Source organism: Flagellimonas marinaquae, from assembly GCF_023716465.1.
Classification (GTDB): Bacteria; Bacteroidota; Bacteroidia; order Flavobacteriales; family Flavobacteriaceae; genus Flagellimonas; species Flagellimonas alginolytica.
The window spans coordinates 1848975-1871688 of sequence record NZ_CP092415.1 but is presented as its reverse complement, the minus strand read 5'-3'; the positions used below and the strand labels follow the sequence as shown (position 1 = coordinate 1871688).

The 22714-nt window shown below is 41.7% G+C and carries 19 protein-coding genes; 2 read left to right on the top strand and 17 right to left on the bottom strand.

Features of this window, described 5'->3' with window-relative positions; genetic code table 11:
* Positions 1 to 4: 4 nt before the first annotated feature.
* The 3 genes from MJO53_RS08435 to MJO53_RS08430 all read right to left on the bottom strand — a co-directional run bounded on the left by MJO53_RS08435 (position 5) and on the right by MJO53_RS08430 (position 2086).
* Positions 5 to 1378: a cytochrome ubiquinol oxidase subunit I gene (locus tag MJO53_RS08435; protein ID WP_224835751.1), complete on the bottom strand. Its 1374-nt coding sequence runs from the start codon at positions 1376 to 1378 to the stop codon at positions 5 to 7.
* 132 nt (positions 1379 to 1510) lie between these two features.
* Positions 1511 to 1639 (bottom strand): hypothetical protein, encoded by a 129-nt coding sequence (locus MJO53_RS16945; protein WP_262902824.1) that lies wholly within the window; start codon positions 1637 to 1639, stop codon positions 1511 to 1513.
* Between the two features lie 252 nt (positions 1640 to 1891).
* Positions 1892 to 2086 (bottom strand): YgaP family membrane protein, encoded by a 195-nt coding sequence (locus MJO53_RS08430; protein WP_313791036.1) that lies wholly within the window; start codon positions 2084 to 2086, stop codon positions 1892 to 1894.
* A gap of 223 nt (positions 2087 to 2309) precedes the next feature.
* Here MJO53_RS08430 and MJO53_RS08425 point away from each other — a divergent pair, with 223 nt between their 5' ends.
* The gene (locus MJO53_RS08425; RefSeq protein ID WP_252078763.1) at positions 2310 to 3185 is read left to right on the top strand and encodes a sterol desaturase family protein; all 876 of its coding nucleotides are present in this window, start codon (positions 2310 to 2312) and stop codon (positions 3183 to 3185) included.
* Between the two features lie 10 nt (positions 3186 to 3195).
* On the opposite strand, the gene MJO53_RS08420 is transcribed toward MJO53_RS08425, so the two are convergent.
* The 11 genes from MJO53_RS08420 to MJO53_RS08370 all read right to left on the bottom strand — a co-directional run bounded on the left by MJO53_RS08420 (position 3196) and on the right by MJO53_RS08370 (position 18448).
* Positions 3196 to 4197 carry a Tll0287-like domain-containing protein gene (locus MJO53_RS08420; protein ID WP_252078762.1) on the bottom strand — a complete coding sequence of 334 codons (1002 nt, stop codon included), beginning with the start codon at positions 4195 to 4197 and terminating at the stop codon, positions 3196 to 3198.
* Positions 4197 to 4466 (bottom strand): heavy-metal-associated domain-containing protein, encoded by a 270-nt coding sequence (locus MJO53_RS08415; RefSeq protein ID WP_224835755.1) that lies wholly within the window; start codon positions 4464 to 4466, stop codon positions 4197 to 4199. Before MJO53_RS08415 ends, MJO53_RS08420 begins: the two co-directional genes overlap by 1 nt.
* A 17-nt stretch (positions 4467 to 4483) precedes the next feature.
* Positions 4484 to 4828, bottom strand: a complete 345-nt coding sequence (locus tag MJO53_RS08410) for a rhodanese-like domain-containing protein (RefSeq protein WP_252078761.1) — start codon at positions 4826 to 4828, stop codon at positions 4484 to 4486.
* 105 nt (positions 4829 to 4933) lie between these two features.
* Positions 4934 to 6343: an MBL fold metallo-hydrolase gene (locus MJO53_RS08405; protein ID WP_252078760.1), complete on the bottom strand. Its 1410-nt coding sequence runs from the start codon at positions 6341 to 6343 to the stop codon at positions 4934 to 4936.
* Between the two features lie 57 nt (positions 6344 to 6400).
* Positions 6401 to 8134: a SulP family inorganic anion transporter gene (locus MJO53_RS08400; protein ID WP_252081209.1), complete on the bottom strand. Its 1734-nt coding sequence runs from the start codon at positions 8132 to 8134 to the stop codon at positions 6401 to 6403.
* Between the two features lie 64 nt (positions 8135 to 8198).
* The gene (locus MJO53_RS08395) at positions 8199 to 8831 is read right to left on the bottom strand and encodes a Crp/Fnr family transcriptional regulator (RefSeq protein ID WP_252081208.1); all 633 of its coding nucleotides are present in this window, start codon (positions 8829 to 8831) and stop codon (positions 8199 to 8201) included.
* A 223-nt stretch (positions 8832 to 9054) separates the two neighbouring features.
* Entirely contained in the window at positions 9055 to 10659 is a 1605-nt protein-coding gene (locus MJO53_RS08390) for a fibronectin type III domain-containing protein (RefSeq protein WP_252081207.1), read from the bottom strand.
* Complete coding sequence (gene pbfA / locus MJO53_RS08385; RefSeq protein WP_252081206.1) at positions 10659 to 12029, bottom strand: aspartate aminotransferase family protein; 1371 nt, start codon at positions 12027 to 12029, stop codon at positions 10659 to 10661. Before pbfA ends, MJO53_RS08390 begins: the two co-directional genes overlap by 1 nt.
* A gap of 4 nt (positions 12030 to 12033) precedes the next feature.
* Positions 12034 to 13692 carry an alkaline phosphatase family protein gene (locus MJO53_RS08380; protein WP_252081205.1) on the bottom strand — a complete coding sequence of 553 codons (1659 nt, stop codon included), beginning with the start codon at positions 13690 to 13692 and terminating at the stop codon, positions 12034 to 12036.
* A gap of 74 nt (positions 13693 to 13766) precedes the next feature.
* Positions 13767 to 15218: a SusD/RagB family nutrient-binding outer membrane lipoprotein gene (locus tag MJO53_RS08375; protein ID WP_252081204.1), complete on the bottom strand. Its 1452-nt coding sequence runs from the start codon at positions 15216 to 15218 to the stop codon at positions 13767 to 13769.
* A gap of 20 nt (positions 15219 to 15238) precedes the next feature.
* Positions 15239 to 18448 (bottom strand): SusC/RagA family TonB-linked outer membrane protein, encoded by a 3210-nt coding sequence (locus MJO53_RS08370; RefSeq protein WP_224835764.1) that lies wholly within the window; start codon positions 18446 to 18448, stop codon positions 15239 to 15241.
* 280 nt (positions 18449 to 18728) lie between these two features.
* Between MJO53_RS08370 and MJO53_RS08365 the strand changes: the two genes are divergently transcribed.
* Positions 18729 to 19295, top strand: coding sequence for a helix-turn-helix domain-containing protein (locus MJO53_RS08365; RefSeq protein WP_224836430.1), 567 nt, complete (start codon positions 18729 to 18731; stop codon positions 19293 to 19295).
* Here MJO53_RS08365 and MJO53_RS08360 read toward each other — a convergent pair whose 3' ends face one another.
* From MJO53_RS08360 to MJO53_RS08350, 3 genes are read right to left on the bottom strand one after another with little or no spacing between them, the layout of a single operon-like run.
* Complete coding sequence (locus MJO53_RS08360) at positions 19296 to 19970, bottom strand: phosphonatase-like hydrolase (protein ID WP_252081203.1); 675 nt, start codon at positions 19968 to 19970, stop codon at positions 19296 to 19298.
* Entirely contained in the window at positions 19967 to 21139 is a 1173-nt protein-coding gene (locus MJO53_RS08355) for a TIGR03364 family FAD-dependent oxidoreductase (protein ID WP_252081202.1), read from the bottom strand. The genes MJO53_RS08360 and MJO53_RS08355 overlap by 4 nt, the downstream gene beginning before the upstream one ends.
* A complete protein-coding gene (locus MJO53_RS08350) occupies positions 21129 to 22337 on the bottom strand; it encodes a DUF5690 family protein (RefSeq protein ID WP_252081235.1) in 1209 nt (402 codons plus the stop codon). Before MJO53_RS08350 ends, MJO53_RS08355 begins: the two co-directional genes overlap by 11 nt.
* Positions 22338 to 22714: the final 377 nt, after the last annotated feature.

Sequence of the window (22714 nt, the reverse complement as noted above, 5' to 3'; positions counted from 1 at the left end):
AATCTTATTTCATCATATGTGTTAGTGTTCCCCCGAAAGGTGTATCATCGTTTTCCGATTCATCGTATGGCCCATGTTTTATTTTTTTGTGCAACAAATAAATAAACAGCACGAACAAAAGGCTATACACAAAGAAGAACAGAATGAGGGAAAACAAAATTTGATTGTCGGACACTGCTTGCGAAAATGCCTGATCTGTTCTTAAAAGACCGTAGACCACCCAGGGTTGTCTACCCATTTCAGCAGCAAACCAACCGACCTGATTGGCAATTTGAGGCAGAAAAACTGCAAATACAAAAATCCACAACAGCCATTTTTTATTGAACAATTTACCTCTCCACCATAAAAAAGTGGCATAGAGGGTCAAAAATATCAACACCATACCAATGGCCACCATTATATGATAAAACTGAAAAACGGCATTCACTTGGGAAGGTCTCTCATCTTCGGGAAATGCATTGAGACCGGTTACCGGAGCATCAAAATCATATTCCAATAAAAAAGATAAACCTCCGGGTACCTTTAACCCTGTTACTTCCTGCTTATCTTTATCCACCCATCCCAAAATATACATGTCGGCAGGGGCGGAGGCTTCAAAATGTCCTTCCAGTGCGGCCAGTTTAGCGGGCTGGTTTTTTGCCACACCATCTGCTGACCGGTGCCCTGTGAACAACTGTCCCAGAGAAAATACGGTGGCAACTACCAGGGCTATTTTGAAGGCTTTTTTGGAAATTTCAACATATTTCCCTTTGATAAGATAATAGGCATGAACGCTCATGACCAAAAAGGCTCCGGCCAAAAAGGCTCCGAGCCAAACATGCGTTAATCGGTCTACACTGGACGGATTGAACACCATGGCCCAAAAATCTGTGATTTCTGCCCTAGCATCAAACCCCTCACCAACTATATGAAATCCGGCAGGAGTCTGCTGCCAGCTATTGGCAACTACGATCCAAATCGCGGAAAACATGGACCCCAAAAATACGCCGATGGTCGAAACCAAATGTACCCAAGGCTTGACCCTGTTCCATCCGAAGAGCAAGATGCCCAAAAATCCACTTTCCAAGGCAAAGGCAAAAATTCCCTCCGCTGCCAGCGCACTTCCAAAAACATCGCCAACAAATCTGGAATATACGGCCCAATTGGTTCCGAATTCAAATTCCATAACAATACCTGTAACCACACCTATACCAAAGGTCAAGGCGAATATTTTGGTCCAAAATCGCGCTAGTTTATGGTAAATTTCCTTTTTGGTCCTTATGTAGGAACTTTCAAATATTACAAGCAGCAGACCGATCCCAATACTTAAGGGCGGATAGATATAATGAAAAGCAACAGTGAAGGCAAATTGAATCCGGGCGAGAATTTCGGTTTCCATGGGCAACTATTTATAGTCCAAAAATACACTAGACCGTGGTATTCTTAGGTGACCCATGTTACAAACGAAATGGATTTAACATAAAAGTAATTTAACCTATGCCAAATCCATTTCAAAGTATGTGGTTCGTATTTATTTTTTACCACTGTTCATCATGGCCAAAACTGCAACTATCAACACGACGACCACTAGGGCAAACAGACCTATCATCCAGATACCGTTTTCCCAAACTACCAGAGGAATATTTGTAAGTGCTTTCACAATGTATTGGTTTTAATTTTAAATCAAATTTAATTGCTCCGATCTGTTCAAAACATGATATTACTCATAAATGCTGGTTCCAACAGGTTTCCAATTATACATTTTTACCTTTCATCAATATATTCCGATACAAATAAAATAGTCATATTCTTTAGGCCAATCCCAATGATCCTTCCCTCAAACACCCTTATTCTCAAAATAAAAAAGCCGTTCGAAATCGAACGGCCTTCCTATATCAACCAACCAAAAAACCTAATTTTTGACCTTACATGTACGTATTCCAAAAAGGGTATACAAAGGACAAAAACTAACTAAGCTTGTTAAAACAAATATGGTAGCCAAAGCTAGCAACACATATGCCAATGTTCCTGTTATCATATTAAAGTAATATAATGCACCAACTATAAGTGCAAGTACAATTCGGATTGCGCGGTCTGCTCCGCCCATGTTTTTTTTCATAATCGTTAGTTTATGGTTTGCTCCTTACAATGCATCAAAAAAATAAAATGATTTATATCCGAAGCATATATTTTTGATTTACAGGGCACTATTCCAAAAATATGGTCTCTTTAAATGTTTTAGCGTAACATGGGTTACATAACCGTTATTTTTTTAAAAGTATTTTTAAGTTTGAATCAGTTTTGCCCTTTGCAAACGACTAAATACACCTATGTTGGAATATTTTGAAGCTTTGATCAATGGTTTTTTGGGTACGGTCCGTTGGACATGGAAATCCATCCTTTTTGATGTTCCTTGGTACACCAATTATTTTTGGGGACTTATCTTGATCTCTTTGTTGGTATGGGCTTTGGAAATCCTTTTCCCTTGGCGCAAAGAACAATCCATTTTTAGGAAGGACTTTTGGCTGGATGCTTTCTATATGTTTTTCAACTTTTTCATTTTTGCCATAGTCATCAGTGGAGTTTACAAATTCCTTGGTGTGCTTTTTAAGGACGTGGGAATCAGTAGTACCTCGCTGACCATAATCGACATCGGTCATTGGTCCCAATGGGCCCAACTGCTCGTATTCTTTGTGGTATTGGACTTTGTCCAGTGGTTTACTCATATGCTTTTGCACAAATACCCTGTGCTTTGGCAGTTCCATAAAGTACACCATAGTGTAAAAGAAATGGGGTTTGCCGCACACTTAAGGTTTCATTGGATGGAAAATATTTTATACAAACCTTTAAAAACATTGGGGGTAATGGTCTTGGGCGGGTTTGAACCTGAACAAGCCTATATTGTTCATTTTGCGGCAATTACCATTGGACATTTTAATCACTCCAATATAAAACTGACCTACGGCCCTTTAAAATATATTCTTAATAATCCGGTAATGCACCTGTACCATCATGCTTATACCATTCCAAAAGACTCCTACGGTGTAAATTTCGGAATAAGTCTAAGCATTTGGGACTACATCTTCAAGACACATTATATCCCCGAAAGTGGCGGAAAAATAAAACTTGGTTTTCCTGGTGATGAAAACTTGCCCAAAGGATTTTGGGGACAATTGGTATATGGCTTTAAAAAGCCAAAAAAATAAACGGATTGTTTTAGTCTGTGTTTTTTGGGGCATCAAAAACAATACTCCAGATGCCACGGACCTCATCGGGACCGTATCCAACGGCCATATCCTTTGGATATAGCTCCAATAAATTCCGATATACTTTTGGAAGTATATCCTTGTTCGGCGTTCCATGGCAGTTTAAGCACATGGTATTGGTAACTATGGGGTAGTAAAAATACACCTTGCCGTTTTCCTCCCTTAAAATTGGTTCAACCGAATCCCCGGAGGCCACTTTGCCTTTAAACGTATCAATATGTTCCAATTCTATAGCATTTGCCCTGTTGTTCGGATTTCTGGGCTTATCCGATACTCTTCTTATACGGGCATTAAAGTGGGTGGACATACTATCGGTGAGTGGGTAGGCCCGTTCGTTGCAAAATACAACGGCCTCCTCTACCCCTTTGTTCTGTATGGTACCCATAAGGTTTTGGCCCAACACTTTTTTGGTTCCCAACGCATATTGCATCCCGAGCTCCTTCGGCGTTGGTTTTGTCTTTATCGGCGTCAACCTTTTGCCTTTATTGTACAAAGAGTCGTTATGCCTAGCCAACCAATGTTCTTTAAACCAATCCGGCTCTTCAATTTGATAATCGAACATGTACTTCGCTATTTTTTTGACTTCTGTTTCGGGAAATTGCTGTGCCGGCATTACTCCAAATCTACGGACCGCTCCACGCATTAAGGTATTTTCCTCGGTTGGAGAATTTACAAACTGCATGATGCTTTTTATAAAGGCATCTTTGTTTTTATGGGCTGCTAAATAATGAGCTTTGATGGCGACCATTGGCGGCCCGATCCGAGAACCCTTTTCTGGAGCGGATGGGTTATGGCATAGATAGCATTTGGTTTCCATCAACTTTTGGGCGTCCTCCGGTGAGAACACTTCCGCTTGCACTACTGGCCCAGGATCTACATCGGTGGTTTTTGGCCCCTTTTTGCAGGATGCGATTCCAATTATAAGTGTTATGAAAACAAAAAGATTCTTCATTATTTGGACATTCTGCCGCTGGCACAGCTCATAAAGGATTTTGCCTTGTCCACAAAACCATTTTCATCATCGACTGTGGGATACCCCATTTTTTTGAGGGCCTCTTTAACTAAGGAAGCATCATCGGCGCTCTGATGATCAAAGCTAACCGATGAGCTATCCTTCTCCACAATCACATTTTTGATTTCTTTTATTTCCGAAAGTTTATTGGAAATTGTTTTTACACAGCCTCCACACTTAAGGTTTTGTACTTGAACTGTTGTTTTCATGTTGTATAGTCTTCAAATTAGTAGGTCCAGGTCCGGTATCCTCCTCGGAGGTCGTACACCTTATCAAACCCCATTTTTACCAGTTTTCTAGCTGCTTTTTGACTCCTGTTCCCAGACTGGCAATACAGATAGACCGGCTGATCTTTCTTTAATTCTGAAAAATTACTTTCAAAACTCGACCCTTGAAAAAAATCTATGTTCTTGGCCCCTTTAATATGGCCCGACATAAATTCTCTTTTTGTTCTGACATCTACGAGTTGAACCTTTCCTTTGGAAATCGCGCTTTTGTAGTCCTCCCTATCCAAAATGGCTATGGCATCCGGCAGGTTTTGTTCTTTGAACAAGAAACTAAATATTGACATGGTATCTTTATTTTGAGACACTAAAGTATCTCAAACAGCCTGTCCCGTCAGTAACGATGGTTACATAACCTGAACTTTTTTGAAACTATTTCCGAAGTTTCTCCCTTATTTCAAGGTAGTGGGGCACACATAGTCGGTAACAGGTATGCCAGCTTTCTTGATGTCAGCAAAACCACCGGCAACGTCCACTAGGTTGTGGATTCCCCTACTCTTCAATATAGAGGAAGCGATCATACTCCTGTACCCCCCTGCGCAATGAATGTAAAATTTTTCGTTATCCGGAAACTCGGCCAAGTGGTCATTAATATAGTCCAAGGGTGTCAAGTTTGCATCCACAACGTGTTCGGCCTGGTACTCGCTTTCTTTTCGCACATCGAAAACGGGTACTTTCTTTTCGACCATTTTTTTGAACTCTTCCGCATTTACACTATCCACGGTATCGATTTCCTTGCCGGATTGTTTCCAGGCCTCAACTCCGCCTTGTAGGAAACCCAAGGTGTTATCGAAACCTACTCTCGACAATCGTGTAACGGTTTCTTCTTCCCTTCCTTCTGGAGTGATCAACAATATGGGTTGTTCCACATCGGCGATCAAGGCGCCCACCCATGGTGCAAAACTGCCGTCCAGACCAATAAAAATTGATCGTGGCACATGTGCTTTGGCGAAGTCATCTTGATGGCGTACATCCAAAACAATGGCTCCAGTTTCATTGGCCGCCACCTCAAATGCATTGGGATCGAGTGCTTGTGTGCCCCTTTTTAATACCTTGTCGATATCCTCGTATCCCTCTTTGTTCATTTTTACGTTCAGAGGGAAGTATTGTGGCGGCGGCAATAGGCCATCGGTAACTTCTTCAATGAATTCGTCACGCGTCATGTCCGCCCTTAACGCATAATTCATTTTTTTCTGATTGCCCAAGGTATCCACGGTTTCCTTCATCATGTTTTTTCCACAGGCCGAACCTGCTCCATGCGCCGGATACACGATTACATCATCGGCCAAGGGCATGATCTTATTGCGAAGACTATCGAACAGGGTTCCTGCCAATTCTTCCTGTGTCATGTGTGCTGCTTTTTGCGCCAGGTCCGGGCGGCCTACGTCTCCAAGGAACAGTGTATCGCCACTAAAAATTGCGTGGTCCTTTCCGTTTTCATCTATCAACAGAAAGGTGGAGCTCTCCATCGTATGTCCGGGTGTATGTAGTACTTTAATGGTAATTTTTCCTAGTTTAAACTCCTGCCCGTCCTCTGCAATCAAAGCTTCGAAGGATGGATTTGCCGTTGGACCGTACACGATGGCGGCCCCAGTTTCTTTGGAAAGGGTTACGTGTCCACTTACAAAATCGGCATGGAAATGGGTTTCAAAAATGTACTTGATCTTGGCCCCATCTTCCTCAGCTTTTTTAATATATGGTTTTACTTCTCTTAAAGGGTCCACAATGGCCGCTTCTCCTTCACTCTCTATATAATATGCCCCTTGGGCCAAACATCCTGTGTAAATTTGTTCAATCTTCATGTGATAATGGTTTTTATCAAAATTAGTATTGTGCTCCCTAATTTTCTGTGACCAAAGTTACAAACGTTTGGTCTTATATTGTTGGGATACTTTTTTCTGTATGGTACTCAATGTCTCTGGATTACGGCAGCATTCCACGGCATCAAAGGTTTGTGCAAAAAGATTTTCCTCTCCCAGTACATCTATAATTCCACTGGTGTACAATATATCACGTGTTGGGCCAATTGCCCCGGCTATTAAAAACTGGATACCGTTTTCCCGTTGTTCCCGAATAATTCGTTCCAACATAACTGCCGCACTGCTATCGATATAATTAATAGGCTCGGCATTTAAGATTATGTATTTTAAGCTCGGTCCTTTTTTTGCAATTTGTTGGTACAATTGTTTTTTGAAGTAATCCTTGTTCCCAAAATAGAGTTGAGCATCGAATCGTAGAATGAGCTTATCCCCGGACACCTCAACATCTTCCGAAAAACGATCTATGTTTTTAAAATAGTTGGTTCCTTTGATTCTTCCCAAAACCGCAATATGTGGGTTTGATATCCTATAGACCAACAGCAGCAAAGAAAGCAGAACACCCAAAAGAATACCTTCTATGAGCCCAATTGACATGGTCATTACAAAAGTGGCCAACAAAAGAACGAATTCATCTTTTCGGTTTTTCCACAATTGTAGGGGATACTTCAAATCAATCAGTCCGAAAACCGAAACAATTATAATGGCACCGAGTACAACTGTGGGCAGGTTATAGAAAAGTGGGGTCAAAAACAACAATACTCCCGCTACCAACATGGCGCTAAATACCAATGCCATTCCTGTGCGAGCTCCCGAGTGATCATTGATCGCTGTTCTGGAAAAACTTCCCGAAACGGAAAAAGATTGAAAAAACGACCCTAAAATATTGGAGATACCCAAAGCTCTGAGTTCTTGGTTGGGGTCAAGGTCGTATTCAGGATGCCTCTCTTCTACGGTTTTGGCAATGGAAATGGATTCCATAAAACCGAAAAGGGCAACGGTAAGTGCTATTGGTATAAACTGCCCTATTTTATCCCATTGAAATCTTGGCAATTGAAAACTTGGCAATCCTTTTGGAATTTCACCGACCACTTTGATTCCTTTTGATTCCAAACCGAATATAACTACGGACATTATACCCAACACCACGACAAGTAAGGGAATCGGTAGCTTTTTATTGATTTTTTTCAACCCAATGATCAATGCAATCACCAAAATTCCCATGCCCAAAGTAAACAGTTGGACTTCTCCAAGGTTACCAAAAATATTTCCTAGCAACACATAGATCTTGCCCGACTGCGGCAAATCCACACCGAGTATGTGCTTTAGTTGACCCAGACCAATTAAAATGGCCGCTGCGGATGTAAATCCACTAATTACCGGTTTGGACAAGAAGTTTACAAAAAGACCCATTTTTAAAACGCCGAGCAATAATTGAAACAATCCAATTAGAAGGGTCAAAAAGAGTACTGCAGCAATATAGTCTTCGGTATTTCCCAATTGCATAGCGCCTATTCCGGCCGCCACCAAAAGTGAATCCATGGCTACGGGGCCAACGGCCAATTGCCTTGATGTTCCTGTTATTGCATAGACCAATTGTGGCACCAATGCCGCGTACAGCCCATATATGGGTGGCATGCCCGCAATCATAGCGTAGGCCATCCCCTGCGGGATCAACATTATACCTACGGTAATGCCGGCAACTAAATCGCCATAGAGCAAAGAGCGATTGTAAGAGCCTATCCAAGTTAAAAAAGGAAAAATCCTTTTGAGCATTCGATTGATTTTATGCAAAAATAGAATGGCCAATTACTACAGACAGTAACAAAGGGCACATATTTTAAAGGTCTATTACAAGAATGTGGTTTCTGTGGAGCTCCAGCTTCTTCATTTTCTCCAGTTTTTTCAACAATCTGGAAACTACCACCCTTGAGGTGTGCAAGTCATAAGCGATCTCTTGATGTGTGTTATTTATCCGGTTGTCATTGGTTACCTCGACTTTCTTTTTCAGATAATCCATTAAACGTTGATCTAAATTTTTAAAGGCGATACTGTCCACGGTCAGCAACAACTCATTCAGACGGTTTTGGTAACTATCAAAAACATAATTGCGCCAACCTTTATATTTTGCCATCCATTCCTCCATTTTCTGCACCGGTACCATCACAATTTTGGTATCGGTTTCGGTTATGGCCTTAATTTCGCTTTTGGTATGTCCCATACAGCAGGTCATGGTCACCGAACAGGTTTCGCCCTGCTCCAAATAATATAAAAGCAGTTCATCGCCTTCTTCGTCTTCCCTGAGAACTTTTATGGCCCCGGACAACAACAGTGGCATACTTCTTATATATTGGCCAATATCCATAATGGTTTCTCCTGCTGGAATCTCCTTATACTTGCCCTCTTTAAGAATCTCTTGGATAAGAGCAGGTTCGAAATAGTTGCTGAATGTTCCTAAAAGTTCTTCTTCCATTTGGCAAAAATACACTGCTCTAAGGTAACCATTTTAACAAAACCTAACACATAACTTCAGGGTACAAAGAGAAAGACCCGCACTGATCATACGGGTCTTTGCACAAACATGAACTAATAAACTGAATTAAACGTACTTAAACTTATAGTTTTAGGAATTTTCTTGTTCCGGACAGGTAGTAACCAGGGAAAACTGAATCGATCACTTCGGACAAAATTTGTCTCTACCTGCTTTTTATTTCTGCCGTTTTAAATGACACCGTTGGGGACCAATCGCTCCAATTTAGGTTTTGATCTCTATATCTGACTCTCCAATAGTAATTTGTATTGGGTTTTAATCGTTTTGTTTTTTCGTCCGTCAAATCATCGTTCTCTTGACGATTTTCTTTGTAGTACCAGTTTTCAAATTGTTTCCAGCTATCCAAGGCCAATTTTTCAAAATCCTTGGATTCCGATACCTGCCAATGGGATGCTGCATGGAAGGAGGCATGGTGTGCACTGGAAAATTCTCCGGCTTTCAACACGGCAAACTCATCCTTTACAATTGCACCATTGATTGGGGAGATCACCTTGGGCGCTTCGGGTTTTTTGCTCAGCCTCCAAATCGTGATGCTATCCCGAAGTTCATTTTCTCTGGATTTGATCGTATTCCCCCTACTAATCCTTTTAATGGTAAACTTGGGGTCGTTCCTGTTGCCATCCACCTCGACCATAACAAAGCCGTATTCGTCCTGGGTAACGGTAAACTCATCATAATCCCTGCCTTCAAACTCGCCCCAATTGTCAATAGCGCCACCAGCGGATGCCACATTTATCCACAAGTGCTTATGGTCTCGGGACTGTCCTCTGGAATACCCGTGGGTATGTCCAAAGAAATGAATACTTGGTTTTCCTGTTTTTGTTGAAAACTCTTCGAGCATTTTCACCACTTTTCCTGTCGATTCTTCCTCCCCTGGAATCCACAGTTCTGATTTATGCGGATGATGAAGTTGTGCAAAAACAAAATCAATATCCTCGTTTTTTTCGGTATCCAACAATACTTTCTCCAGCCACTCGTACTGTTCCCGTAGGTCACGATAACCTTCGTTGGAATTTAATCCGATGATTCGCGTATTCCCATAATCCTTGTACCACCAATGTTCTGCGTAGGCGGGAGTTCCATTTTCGGGCAAACTGAAGTACTTGAAGTAGAATACCGAATTTTTTTCATGATTTCCCAAAACGGGATATACAGGAACTTCTGCAAAAAGCTTTTGGGCGGGATCAAAAAAATGCTCTTTCCATTGATAGTATTTGCTTCCCGTGGTCACTAAATCGCCAGGAATCATTACCATGGCCAAGTTATTGGGCAATTTGCCGCCATGCGCTTTTTCGAGATATTGAAGCACTCCTTGATTCACGATCTCCGAAAATTTATTGGGATGCTGGCTATCGTATTGCATATCGCTCATGGCCACAATATTAAAGGACTCTTCGTCACTTGAAAACGGCGGCGTTTTAAATTGGAAGATATCCGATGTTATCTTTCCCGTTTTTACACGATAATAATACTCGGTGAATCGCTTGAGTCCTTCCAATTTTACAGTATGCACTCTGGATTCGGAGAAATTGATGTCCTCTGCTCTTCCGGTGGCTTTTTTTCCGAGTTTTTCGGTAGTTCCCCACTCTACAATGCTTTCCTCTCCGCTAGAGGTTTCCCACATGATCACTATGGAATTGGGTTCGGCATTTTGCAAATAAGGTTGCACAAGAATTTCGGGTTTGGTCTGGGCAGCAAGCTGCATCAATCCCAAACAAAAAACAATACAAAAACAATTGATTTTTTTCATTAGGCTATGGTGTTGGTTTTTAAAAATGCACAATTAAGTATTTCAAATGCTGTTTCCAGCTCTTCCCTGGAAATGGTCAAAGCGGGCGAGAGTTGCAGAACGTTCCCTTTGGAAACCTTGAAACTCAATCCTTGTTTTAGACATTCGTACATGATTTCCTCGGCTTCGTTGGTAGCTTTCTCTTTAGTGTTCCTATCGGTCACCAGTTCAATGCCCCATAATAATCCTACCCCACGAACATCTCCGATCAAGGAATACTTACGGTACATTTTGTAAAGGTTCTTACGCATAAATTCTTGGTCCTCCTTTACTTTTTGTAGAATCTGCTCATCTTCCAGTACTTCCAATAAGGTTAATCCTGCTATAGAACCCAATGGGCTTTTTTCGTGGGTATAGTGGCCCAGCGATATATCCCCGAACTTGTTATATTCTTCTCTGGTAACAATGGCTGCCTGCGGAAAAATACCACCTCCGAGTCCTTTTCCCAGACAAAGAATGTCCGGTTCAATGTCAAAAAGCTCATAGGCGAACATTTTGCCCGTGCGCCCAAAGGCAATCGGGATTTCGTCCAAGATTAAAAGTACATTATGTTTGGTGCATAGCTCCCTTGCTCCTTTCCAGAATTTTTTTGATGGGATCTGTACATCGGTATTACGGATGGTTTCTGCCAAAAATGCCCCAATCTGATGGTCTTTTTCCAGAACATATCGCAAATATTCCAAGGCTTTGGTTTCGTCCCCTTCAAAAATACCACGATAGGTTATTGGCGGTGGAATGCGCTCCACCCCCGGCATTAAAGGCCCCATATGTTCCTGAAAAACAGACTCGCCGCCCACGCTTATGGCATCTAAAGAGGCTCCATGGAACGAATCCCAGAATGAGACTACTTTGTGCTTTCCTGTTACGGCCCTCGCCAATTTCAGGGCAATACCAATAGCAGAGCTTCCATTTGGCGTAAGCAAGATACGGTCAAGACCTTTGGGCGTATATGAAGTTAACTTCTCGGCAAACCGAATTGCGGTCTTGTTGGCATACCTTCGGGTGGAAAAAGTTAGGCTTTGTAGTTGCTCGGTTAAACGAGAGACCAATTTTGGATGGGAAAATCCAATTTGGTGCACATTGTTGCCGTGAAAATCCAAGTATTTTTTGCCGGATGTACTTTCTAAGTGCGACCCTTCACACGTTTGGAGCACATCCAAACAAGGTGTCGACATGGATTGATGCATAAAATATTTGGCATCTTTTTCCAAAAGTTCTCTGGTTTCTTCGCTCACTTCGTTTTGCAACCATTCGCTCCGAGCGGGAGTTAGGTTTATGTCGCCTTCCACAACAGATTCTAAGTTGTGCTTATCGCGTTCTCGGTTCATCATTTACCTATTTTTCTCTGTATAAATGATTTGCAGGTATAATCTGTTTTGGGGTGTTTGGGCCTTTATATTTCACATCTAAATGAAAGCCCCCGCCTCCATTAAAATACTCCACACGCACCAAATGTTTCCCTTTGGCAAGTTGTAACGACCCGCTACGTTCCCTTACACCATGGTCTCCATCGTTGTCAACTATTTCGGCGCCATTTACATATAGTTTGCTGCCATCATCACTATTGGTATAAAAAGTATATTTCCCTTCTTGTGGAATTTCGAGTAAACTTTCAAACACAACGGCAACCTGCTCTTGGGGCCTGTCCTTGGTCAAGGACTGTTTGTGCGAAAACTCGGTTACAAAACCTTTAAGCATTGGTGTTAGAGACGAGAAATTGGGTAATTTTTCTATTCCATTTACCTGATAAATTTCAAATTGAACAGGGTCTTGCTTTGATTTTGGAACAATTCTAAAATTAGCCTCCGTAACCGTACTCACCAATTGGTTGTCCTGAAATATTCCTGCTTTTACGATTTCTGTTTGTTTCAGATAGAAGGTATCTTGGTAACGTTGGCTATTATCGAATGTGGGAACTATATCTCCAAGTGTGTACCTTATCTCGCCCAAATTGTTCGGGTTTTGCATAACCACCGCCACCGAGTCTGATTTAAAAATCCCTCCTGCTGGCTCAAAATAGCCAGCATCCGGAAGAATTTTTGGTTGGGTTATTTTAACCTTTCGCTTGTAGATAAGTTTTGGGGCTTTATTCCCTATAAATGCACTTTTAACGGGACGACCGATCCATGCTTGCGGAGTTATTAGCCCCATGGCATAGGCTACAGTGGGTGCGTTGTCGTATTGATAAACGGTTTCTTCTATTTGATATCCTTTTTTAATGCCTGCGCCGTACAAAATAAAAGGAATCTCCATTTCGGCCAAGCTTTCTCCTCCATGGCCAAAGCCCAACCCACCATGATCGGAGGCCACTATGAACATGGTATTTTCAAAAATTCCGGCTTCTTTGGTAGCATCCACAATTTTGGCGATTAGGGCATCTGCTTTTTCCACGGACTCATAATAATCGGGAGTGCCGTGACCCTTGGCATGGCCTGCGTGGTCCACATGGTCCAAGTGGACAAAGGTGAACGTTGGTTTATTCTTTTTGATATAGTCCACTGCTGCAAGGGCAGTTTTTTCTTCGTGGTCTCCATCAATATCAAAATCAACATCCGATTTCTCGAACAAGCGTCCGAATCCATCCCAATCGTAAATAGCTCCTACATGGGCTTCCGGTTGTTGGTCTTTAAAAAGTGTAAATATTGTAGGAAAAGTTCCGTTTTTGGTGGCTACGACCGGAGGCAATTGATGGTCGAATTTTTCCCATCCGTTAGATGTAACCCCATGTTGTTCCGTACCGGCTCCCATGATCATGCTGGCCCAGTTTGGACTGGAACTGGATGGTAATACGGCCCTTCCGTTCATGGTGGCTGCGCCGTTCTTAACCATTTCGTCCATCATTGGGGTTTCTGCCTTAAGAATACCATCCGGGCTCATACCATCTACTCCGATAACCACTACATGCTTGATTCCTGTATGGGTTTTCTTGATTTTGGAATCACATGAAAACAGAAGGAATACAGATAAAATGGCACATACAATTAATCTTGACATACTGTTGGTTATTAAATGCAAAGGCTGCCCTTGGTAAAGGGCAACCACTTGCAATTATTTTAAATTTTGTAAGCTTAGTATCTTGTTCCTGTTTCCCACCATCCCGGTGTATTGATGTTATCACCTTCGCCACCCATGGCCTCTACCGCTGCTTTATAATTGTCTCCGTTCAAGGTCTGTTCAGAGGAGGGGTAAAGGAAGCGAACTGGATAACGGCCGCCATTAAGGTCGTCTTGACCATTCTCCAAGGCGGGTATTCCTGTTCTTCGATAGTCCATCCATCCTTGGTAATCCACGTTCCAAAGGGCAATTGTTTTTTGGGTCAACAATAATTCCAAAGAACCATTGTATTGAACGGCCGGCTGTACCAAATACGCTTCAATGTCATCACTGGGCACACCCCAGTAATCCAAACTTGCACGGATTCCATTGTTATAATAATCCTCTGCACTTCCAAAGATAAACCCTCTTTCTGCAGCTTCGGCAAGGATAAACTGTACTTCGGAGTTTTTCATAATAAAGGCTTCGGCAGCTGTAGAGGAAAAATAGAACAGCTCAACATCCAATCGACTTGGACTAAATTCATCGTCATAGGCACGAGCGTTATCTTGGTTAAGACCAATTGGAATCCCCACCCATTCACCTTCACTGTTGCGATCAAACCAAATATCCAATCGGGGATCATTGAATTCTTCAAAATAGCCCAACAAGGTAGTGCAAAGACTCTTTTCATCGAACCCTCCAATACGACCCGTACTCTGTGGCCAAGAATCGGTATTGGATGTTCCACTGTAGACCAAAACGGCGTTGTCGCTATTATCGTTGATGTAATTTCCTGCACTTACAATGGCCTGCATTTCGGAGGATACATCTCTTTGCTTGGAAATTCGCAATAGGTAGCGCAAGCGCAATGCGTTTGCCAATTTTCTCCATTTGGATGCATCGCCGTTATAAATTACATCACCGGTAGACCCTGCTATGGCCTGACCTTTGGCAAGTGCCGCATCGGCATCGGCCAAATCCTGAAGTACTCCGTTGTATACCGTTTCTTGATCATCGTAAACAGGGGTAAAAATACCTTCTGTTTTACCTGCCATTGCCTCGGTATATGGAACGTGACCGTACAAATCGGTAAGGTTGGCAAAAGATAGTGCCCTTAGGGTAAGTGCAATCCCTTCGTAAGTTGAATTTTGAGTGCCTTCTGCTCTTGAAATTTCCAAAATATCGTTGATCTCGGGCAAATAGCTGTAGAAAAAATTCCACATGCCTTGATCTCCCCAATCGAACTGGCTAAACCCAGGGAAATTGTTTTTGGCCATTAATTGGGTAATTGTGTTCCCGTCGCTATACCCTTCTTGTGTCAATGTCCGTGTAATTTCGGAGGTTACCGTAGAGGTAAGCAGGTTGGCGCTAACTTGTTCGGGCGCATTTGGGTTGGAATTGATTTCCTCAAAATTGTTGGTACACGAAACCAAAACGGTTCCTGCAAATAAGATGGATTTTATGAAGTTTGATGTTTTCATCATTCTTTATCTTAAATTCTTTTTTAAAATTCTACGTTAAGGTTAAGCCCAAAACTTCTTGTGCTTGGCAATGCCATATCTTCTACGCCGGGAACAATGGTTCCTCCTGAGAATGAGATGGTTTCGGGGTCTACATGATCGTTCTCCGTCCAAAGGGCCAGATTACGGCCCACAAGTGAAATTGTGGCAGACTTTATCGGAGTTTTTGCCAATAGTTTGCTCGGTAATGTGTATCCAAGTTTTACTTCTCTCAATTTTACATAGGTGGCATCGAACATTGAACTTTCCTCGTTACCTCTGTTATAAACGTGGGAGTAATAATTGGATGCAGCTACGTTTGTGGTGTTTGGTGTATAATTTCCGTTTCCATCGTCCACAACACCTTGTGCCACGATCCCTGTTTCGCGACCGGGAACGGTAAAGTCCAGCATACCGGTTGTTCCGCCAATGGCAACTGTTCTTGAGTGATACACACCTCCTTGTCTCCAATCGAACAAGAATCCGAAACGAAGGTTCTTATACCTGAAACTATTTTGAAAACCAACCATAAAATCAGGGTTGTAGTTTCCTAGGTTCCTTAACTCGTTGCTTCTAATGGGCAATCCTGAATCACCATCTATGATCCATTGTCCATAGTATTGGCTGTTCTTATCGGTAACTTTTTCAAATCCGGTTCCGTACAAATCGCCCATGCGCTCGCCTACTTCGGCCACTACTTGCAAATAGTTCGATTTAACCAAATATTGATCTAGGCCTTCCGTCAACTCTTTTACCTCTCCACGATTGGTGGTAAAGTTGATGTTGGTGTTCCAGCTAAAATTATCCGTTTGTACCGGAGTGGCCGATAACGTTACTTCCAAACCTTTGTTCTCAACTTCACCTGCGTTTATGATTCTAGAACTATACCCGGAAGTATTGGATACCGGCAAGGATAAAATCTGGTTTTTGGTGATGGATTTGTATGCTGCAACGTCCAATCCCAAGCGGTTACCCAAGAATCTTAAATCGGCCCCTACTTCGAACGAGTTGGTACGCTCCGGTTTTAGGTCGGCCAATTTTAGTTCGGACGGTGAATAAACTCGTGAATACCCGTTAAACGTATTTCCAAAACCATAGGTCGCGGCCAAATTATAAGGGTCGGTATCGTTACCTACACTTGCCCAACCCCCTCTAATTTTTGCAAAGCTGATCGCTTCCGGCATTTGAAACATATCCGAAAGAATAAAACTTAAACCAACGGATGGATAGAAATAGCTATTGTTGCCATCGGGTAGTGTGGACGACCAATCGTTACGTGCCGTTACATCCAAAAATGCATAATCTTTATAGGCCAAGTTGGAAAATGCATACAAACTGTTTACGGTAAACTTGCTATCGTAATCGCTTTGTGTTAAAGGTTCTGCGGCATTTCCAAAATTGTAGATCCCAGGAATGGACAAGGAATTGGCACTGATCCGCTGGTATCTGTTTTTGGCAGAACGGTGGTTACCTCCCAAGGATATCCCAAAATCAAAGTCTTGATTCAATTCTTTGTTATAGGACAGCAAGAAATCGGTGTTCTGTTCGTAGGCATACACAAAATCCTCTCTATACTGTCCATTTGGAAAACGTTGTGTAGAGTAGGCCCTTTTACGTCTATCCAACTCATTGGAATAATCGAAACCTGTACGGACCATCAAACTTAAACCATTGGCAAGATTCATATCTGCCCTAAGATTGGTAATTACACGATCCTTATTAAAGGCGTTTGTATTTTCGAAAACCGTAAAGAACGGGTTGTCATGATAGTTATAATTGTAGTTGTACTGCTGAACATCTTCCAATCCTGGCTGCCAGTAGTCCCTTAACCCGTTCATATTGATATGACGGCCGAACCAAATCCACAGGTACATAATGTTCTCCGTTCCATAGGAATTGTTGGGACGGTTACGTGAATTTGAGTTGATGTAATTCATAGATCCAGTAACCTTTAACCAATCCGTTAGATTATATGATCCGTTTACTTGATATGACCTTCTTTTAAAATTGGAGTGCGGGATTACACTCTCACTCTGTAGGTCGGTAAATGAAACCCTAAAGTTTCCATCTTTATTGGCACCGGTCAAAGCCACGTTATTGCTCATGGTAAAACCAGTTCTAAAAAAATCTTCGATATTATCGGGTTGGGGAGAAAATGGGGTTGCGATGATCTCATCGGCAAAAGTACCGTCGGGATTTCTTGGTCTAACATGTACATCGCCCGCGCGGAAACCGCTAGAGGTAGGACTATCGTGCTGTGGGATCAATTGCCCGTTCATGGCAGGTCCCCAACTTTCGTCCACATGATCGTTTATGCCTCCGGTAAGGGAACGGTTCTGACCACCATCGTTAAAGGCAAACTGACCGCCAGAACCCTGTCCATATCGGTTTTGGTATTTTGGAAGGGTCAATAAGTCCTCGAAAGTTGTGTTATGGGTTATGGAAACACCGATTCCTTTGGTACCTTGACCTGATTTTGTTGTTATAAGTACAACACCATTTGCACCTCTGGAACCGTACAATGCGGTGGCGTTCGGACCTTTAAGCACGGTCATTGTTTCTACATCGTCCGGGTTTATGTCCATGGCCCCATTACCGTAATCCACTTCCATGTTACCTTCGGAACCTCTGTTGCTAACATTGTTGTTTATAGGAATCCCATCCACAACGAACAATGGAGAGTTGGCATTTGGGCTTGGGTTTAATGAACTTTCTCCACGAATTATAATCTGTGATGTAGAACCAACCCCAGAATTACCTCCTGTTACCTGAACTCCCGCCATTTTACCGGAGAGAGAGTTCACCACATTGGTTTCACGCGCCTCTGCGATTTCTTCACCGGAAACCTTTTGTACCGCATATGCCAGTTTCTTGGTTTCCCTTTTAATCCCCAATGCAGTAACAACTACCTCATCCAACTGTTGGGAATCTGGCTGTAGCATTATGGAAATGGATGTTTTTCCAGCAGTCTCAACATCTTGAGAAATATACCCTATATAGGATACCTCGAGTATTTCTCCACCTTGAGGAAGCTCTATTTCAAAGTTTCCATCAAAGTCGGTGGCAACACCATTGGCACTGCCCTTTACAACAACCGATGCACCTGGTAAAGGCACGTTGTTCTCGTCTACTACCTTTCCAGAAAAGGTGACTTGCGAATAGCCAATTATACTTACCGTAAATGCAAGTAAAAATGCTACGAATGATTTTTTCATTTGTTGAATATTTGTAAAATTTGGTTAATTATTTATCAACAAATATCCAACACCAGAATTAAGACACGCATCCATCCAGATTAAAAAAATGATACGGAAAGGTTAAAAGAAACAGCCCAATGTTATATTAATATTATTTACAAATATTTAACTTTTAACAAAGGTTAGAGACATGTTCTTTTTTAAGAACTCCAACAATATCCTACCGTTACAGATATTTTTCTTATTCTTGATCTTTCTTAGAATATTATAAATACTAAAATTTTTGAGTTCGCATATTATGGAAGATTATTTGGTGGGCATTGGAAAGAGGATCAAACAAATTCGCAAAGACAATAAAAAAACCATAAACGATGTTGCTGGAAGTGCCGGGGTAACTGCCGGCTTAATTTCCAGGATAGAAAATGGCCGTACCATTCCATCGTTGCCCGTATTTTTGAAAATTGTGGAAGCATTGGGCACCGAAATGACCGTTTTTTTTGATGGTATCCCCAATGTAAATGGACAGAATTTTTTAGTGACCCGCAAAGATGAACAGTCCGTGATCGATAAGGAAGACGAAGCTATCGGCTTTTCTTACAATTACATCTTTAGCAAGCAATTGAACTCTGTCGGCTTTGAAAGTGTGCTCTTGGAGGTACAGCCCAACTCTAAAAGGGAAAAAGTGGTGACCGATGCTTTTGAGTTCAAATATATTTTAACCGGTGAGTGCTATTACGAAATAGGCGACCAAGAAGTGCTGTTAAAAGAAGGGGACTCTATTTTTTTTGATGGCAGAGTCCCCCATGTACCTGTAAACAAAGGGAATGTTCCTTCTAAAATGTTGGTTGTATATTTTTTTATCTGATCAAGAAAACAATTCCTCCGCCAAGCTGGACAAGGATTCCAAGATAAGGGTTGGCCGTGCTGTTTCCAATTGCTCACGGTTCTGTGCCCCGGTAAGGACACCTACCGTCCAGCCGCAATTGGCATTTTTACCCTCTTCAATATCGATAGCGGAGTCGCCGGCCTTTAATACCTTTTGCGGATCGGTAACACCAAATAATTCCATGGCCTTATCTATCATTTCGGACGACGGTCTTCCATTGACCACATCGTCCGCCGTGATCAAAGCATCCACCTGTTCACCGGGAATCCATCCCAATTTATTTAAAAGGGTTTCCGCTGTTTTACGATCATAACCAGTATTCAACACTATTTTTACTTCCTGTTTCTTTAAGGTTTTAAATAGTTCTTCAACGCCATCATAAGTGCAAACGTTTAAATTGGTATAAGCATCTTCCAACATTCCCTTAAAATCCTGAAACACTGCTTTGGCATCCACACTTTTGTTCTGGCTTTCCTCTAAAATATCGGAAATGGCCTTAAACTTTTCCTTTCCGGCGCCGCATTCGAGTACAGTTTCCAAAGTAACATCCACGCCATGCTTCGCCAGAGCGGCCCTTACGGTTTTGTACACCACATTATCTTCGTTCACTGTTGTTCCCGCCATATCAAAAACGGCCAGTTCTATTTTTTTCATAAATTGATTTTCTGTGCATTAAAAATTGTTGCAATGTTTTTTTTGGAAAATCCGGCACTCCCTGTCATTCCCTTACCTCCGATTCCCGTAACAATATGAATATTGTTGTCTATTGTTTTTTGATAAATATCACTGTTTTTACATTGTGAGTACATGCCGTACCATCTTTTTTGGATTTGATAGGTGGGCAGGTCAATAATTTTCTTGGCCTCCTGAACCATAAAATCATCAATATCCATATCAAGATCGTATCCCAGATCTTCCATATTACCGGCATCGGCGTATTGGTGGGAATCCCCGAGAATTACCGAACCATCCGTTGCTTGTTTAAACAAAATGTGGACCCCCCATTTCTTTTGAAGGCTGTCCTTTGGCTCGTTGGCCTTTATCGTTTTGAAGGAAGGACATTCGTGAAACGCCTCGTACCTTCGAATGGACCAACCTGTTAATATAGATCCTTTTAGATTGTAATTCCCTTGGGGTTTGGTCTGCATCATCTGCAATTTGGAAACCTCTAGATCACTGGATGCAAACGTTTCGGGATAAAGATTTTTAAAATCGGCCCCATTGCAGATTATCACTTTTTTGGCTTGCACTTCTTCATTTTTGGTGTTTTTGACCCTAACCCAACTACCATCGGATTCGCAGGAAACCACCGGAAAATCGAACTTGATATCCAACCCTTTTTGCTCCATCAAATATTTTTGAAGTTTATGGATCATTACCCTGGGCTCTACGATTACTTCTTGCGGAAAATACAATCCGGACAGAACATAGTCTTTCCTTAATCCTGGATATTTTTCCAAGCACTGTTCCTTGGTTAGCATTTTGGATTCGTAATCGTTGCCACTGTTTATTGCCCTAAGCTCCACCAGCAAACGCTCTTCTTCTTCGTTGGATGCTAAATAAACTGTACCGTTCTGACGGATACTGATATCGAACTGCGATTGGATATCCTTATATATTCGAAGACTTTCGCGGCCAAATTTTTGCCATTTGGTATTCATGCCAGAAGGCACAACCTGTCCAAAGTTCTGGGTGGTAGCCCCTTTGGGGTAGGCATCTTTTTCCACCAAGCATACTTTTAGGCCCATTTCCATTGCATTATAGGCATGAAAAGTTCCCAAAACACCGCCACCTACAATGACAGCATCATACTTATTGTCCATAATCGAATTGTTTATTGAGTTGTTCCGCCTTGCTCAGCGCAGTAAAATGAAAATACAGCACCAGTGTACAGCCAATACCTATAAATGCTACGGCATAGGTTCCATATATAAAAAAGTTGAGCCAAGATAAATTGGCCTGTCCAAAGTTTTTATAGAGCAAAACAAGTACACTGCCCACGTAGCCAAAAGAATCGGCGATGTATATAAGAAAACCCGAATTCCCTTTTACATGATAGGTGGCTATGAAGCGGTCGAAAAAAAGACAATTGAAGGGTACGTAGCAGATATATAGCCCAAAGCCGGTGCAAACCATCCAAATAAATGGGTCCAGTACTCCTGTTTGAAACAAAAGTGTACCTACGGCCAACACCAAGGTGCCCATTATTAGTAGGGCATGATAGGTAAGTAGCGCCTTAAAATTGTTCTTTATATAAAAAATGGAACCTATGATCAATAAGACTATAATTGCAATTATGATTTCCGATGTCGAAAAAACGGAAATATCGCCCTGATACCCGATGCTATCCCAAAGTTCTCGAGCAAAATTGTCCCTAAAATCCCTAAATGCGGTTAAAAATGTATAGAAGAGCACAACGAGCACCAATGGAAAAAAATACTTTTTGACCAAGTCCCTCCGGTCTGCCGCAGTCATTGGGATACGTTCGGTCCTGCTGGAAATATCTTGGGCTGTTGGTGGTGGAACCCGTTGTAAAAGAAGGGAGCAAATCAAAAGGGGAACAAAAAACAATGCCCCGGTCACGGAGGGCATCCAAAATTCGCTCACACCCCATGAATTCATAACAAAGAGGCCTACTGATTTTACAACGCCACTGGAGACAATAAAACTTGCAGATAGGACCACTCCCAGAATATCGGTAAACTTTCTTCCTTCTATATAGGAAAACACAATGCCCCAGATCATTCCCAAGGGCAAACCGTTCAAGAACATAAACAATATATTGTACGGTGCAGGGACCCAGGCAAAAAGCAACAGGGATATTTCTGCAATACCTATAAGCGACATTAAGTAAAGTAACCTTTGGTCGGGTTTTAGTTCCGATATCACTTTTATACCGACAAATTTGGATAGTGCGTACCCCAACACCTGCGCAATCACCAATAATATCTTGTAATCCACTCCCCAGAAAGCCACTCCATCAAAAGTTGCTACAGAAAATGGTTTCCTAAAAGCGTACATACAAAAGTAAGTGCCAAAAGCAGCAAGCGATGCGTGCAGCACAAATACCAAACTCGGTCGCTTAACAACAGAACTATTATCAATCAAAGTTTACTAATAATAAAATTAAGTTGCTAATTACTCAATTTATTATCATAAAAAAGCCAAAAAACAGTTTAAATAATTGTTAGCTGTGGATTATCTTTTTGAAGGCCAGCCATCCATAAACTTTTGAAACTCCTTCAAATTAGAATGAAAATGTTGCGTTTATAGATTCTATATACTTTTCCGAAAAATCCAGTTATATTAGCATTTGTTAGAATTTTATATTCGCTTTTAATATTGGACCATACCGATTCACCTTGCAGTTTTTTGTAAAGTCCAGATTAATTGCACCC

Coding starts and splice junctions, on each gene's coding strand:
- MJO53_RS08435 (WP_224835751.1), bottom strand. CDS start 1,378: ATGGAAACCGAAATTCTCGCCCGGATTCAATTTGCCTTCACTGTTGCT.
- MJO53_RS08430 (WP_313791036.1), bottom strand. CDS start 2,086: ATGGGCGGAGCAGACCGCGCAATCCGAATTGTACTTGCACTTATAGTT.
- MJO53_RS08425 (WP_252078763.1), top strand. CDS start 2,310: ATGTTGGAATATTTTGAAGCTTTGATCAATGGTTTTTTGGGTACGGTC.
- MJO53_RS08420 (WP_252078762.1), bottom strand. CDS start 4,197: ATGAAGAATCTTTTTGTTTTCATAACACTTATAATTGGAATCGCATCC.
- MJO53_RS08415 (WP_224835755.1), bottom strand. CDS start 4,466: ATGAAAACAACAGTTCAAGTACAAAACCTTAAGTGTGGAGGCTGTGTA.
- MJO53_RS08410 (WP_252078761.1), bottom strand. CDS start 4,828: ATGTCAATATTTAGTTTCTTGTTCAAAGAACAAAACCTGCCGGATGCC.
- MJO53_RS08405 (WP_252078760.1), bottom strand. CDS start 6,343: ATGAAGATTGAACAAATTTACACAGGATGTTTGGCCCAAGGGGCATAT.
- MJO53_RS08400 (WP_252081209.1), bottom strand. CDS start 8,134: ATGCTCAAAAGGATTTTTCCTTTTTTAACTTGGATAGGCTCTTACAAT.
- MJO53_RS08395 (WP_252081208.1), bottom strand. CDS start 8,831: ATGGAAGAAGAACTTTTAGGAACATTCAGCAACTATTTCGAACCTGCT.
- MJO53_RS08390 (WP_252081207.1), bottom strand. CDS start 10,659: ATGAAAAAAATCAATTGTTTTTGTATTGTTTTTTGTTTGGGATTGATG.
- pbfA (WP_252081206.1), bottom strand. CDS start 12,029: ATGATGAACCGAGAACGCGATAAGCACAACTTAGAATCTGTTGTGGAA.
- MJO53_RS08380 (WP_252081205.1), bottom strand. CDS start 13,692: ATGTCAAGATTAATTGTATGTGCCATTTTATCTGTATTCCTTCTGTTT.
- MJO53_RS08375 (WP_252081204.1), bottom strand. CDS start 15,218: ATGATGAAAACATCAAACTTCATAAAATCCATCTTATTTGCAGGAACC.
- MJO53_RS08370 (WP_224835764.1), bottom strand. CDS start 18,448: ATGAAAAAATCATTCGTAGCATTTTTACTTGCATTTACGGTAAGTATA.
- MJO53_RS08365 (WP_224836430.1), top strand. CDS start 18,729: ATGGAAGATTATTTGGTGGGCATTGGAAAGAGGATCAAACAAATTCGC.
- MJO53_RS08360 (WP_252081203.1), bottom strand. CDS start 19,970: ATGAAAAAAATAGAACTGGCCGTTTTTGATATGGCGGGAACAACAGTG.
- MJO53_RS08355 (WP_252081202.1), bottom strand. CDS start 21,139: ATGGACAATAAGTATGATGCTGTCATTGTAGGTGGCGGTGTTTTGGGA.
- MJO53_RS08350 (WP_252081235.1), bottom strand. CDS start 22,337: ATGTACGCTTTTAGGAAACCATTTTCTGTAGCAACTTTTGATGGAGTG.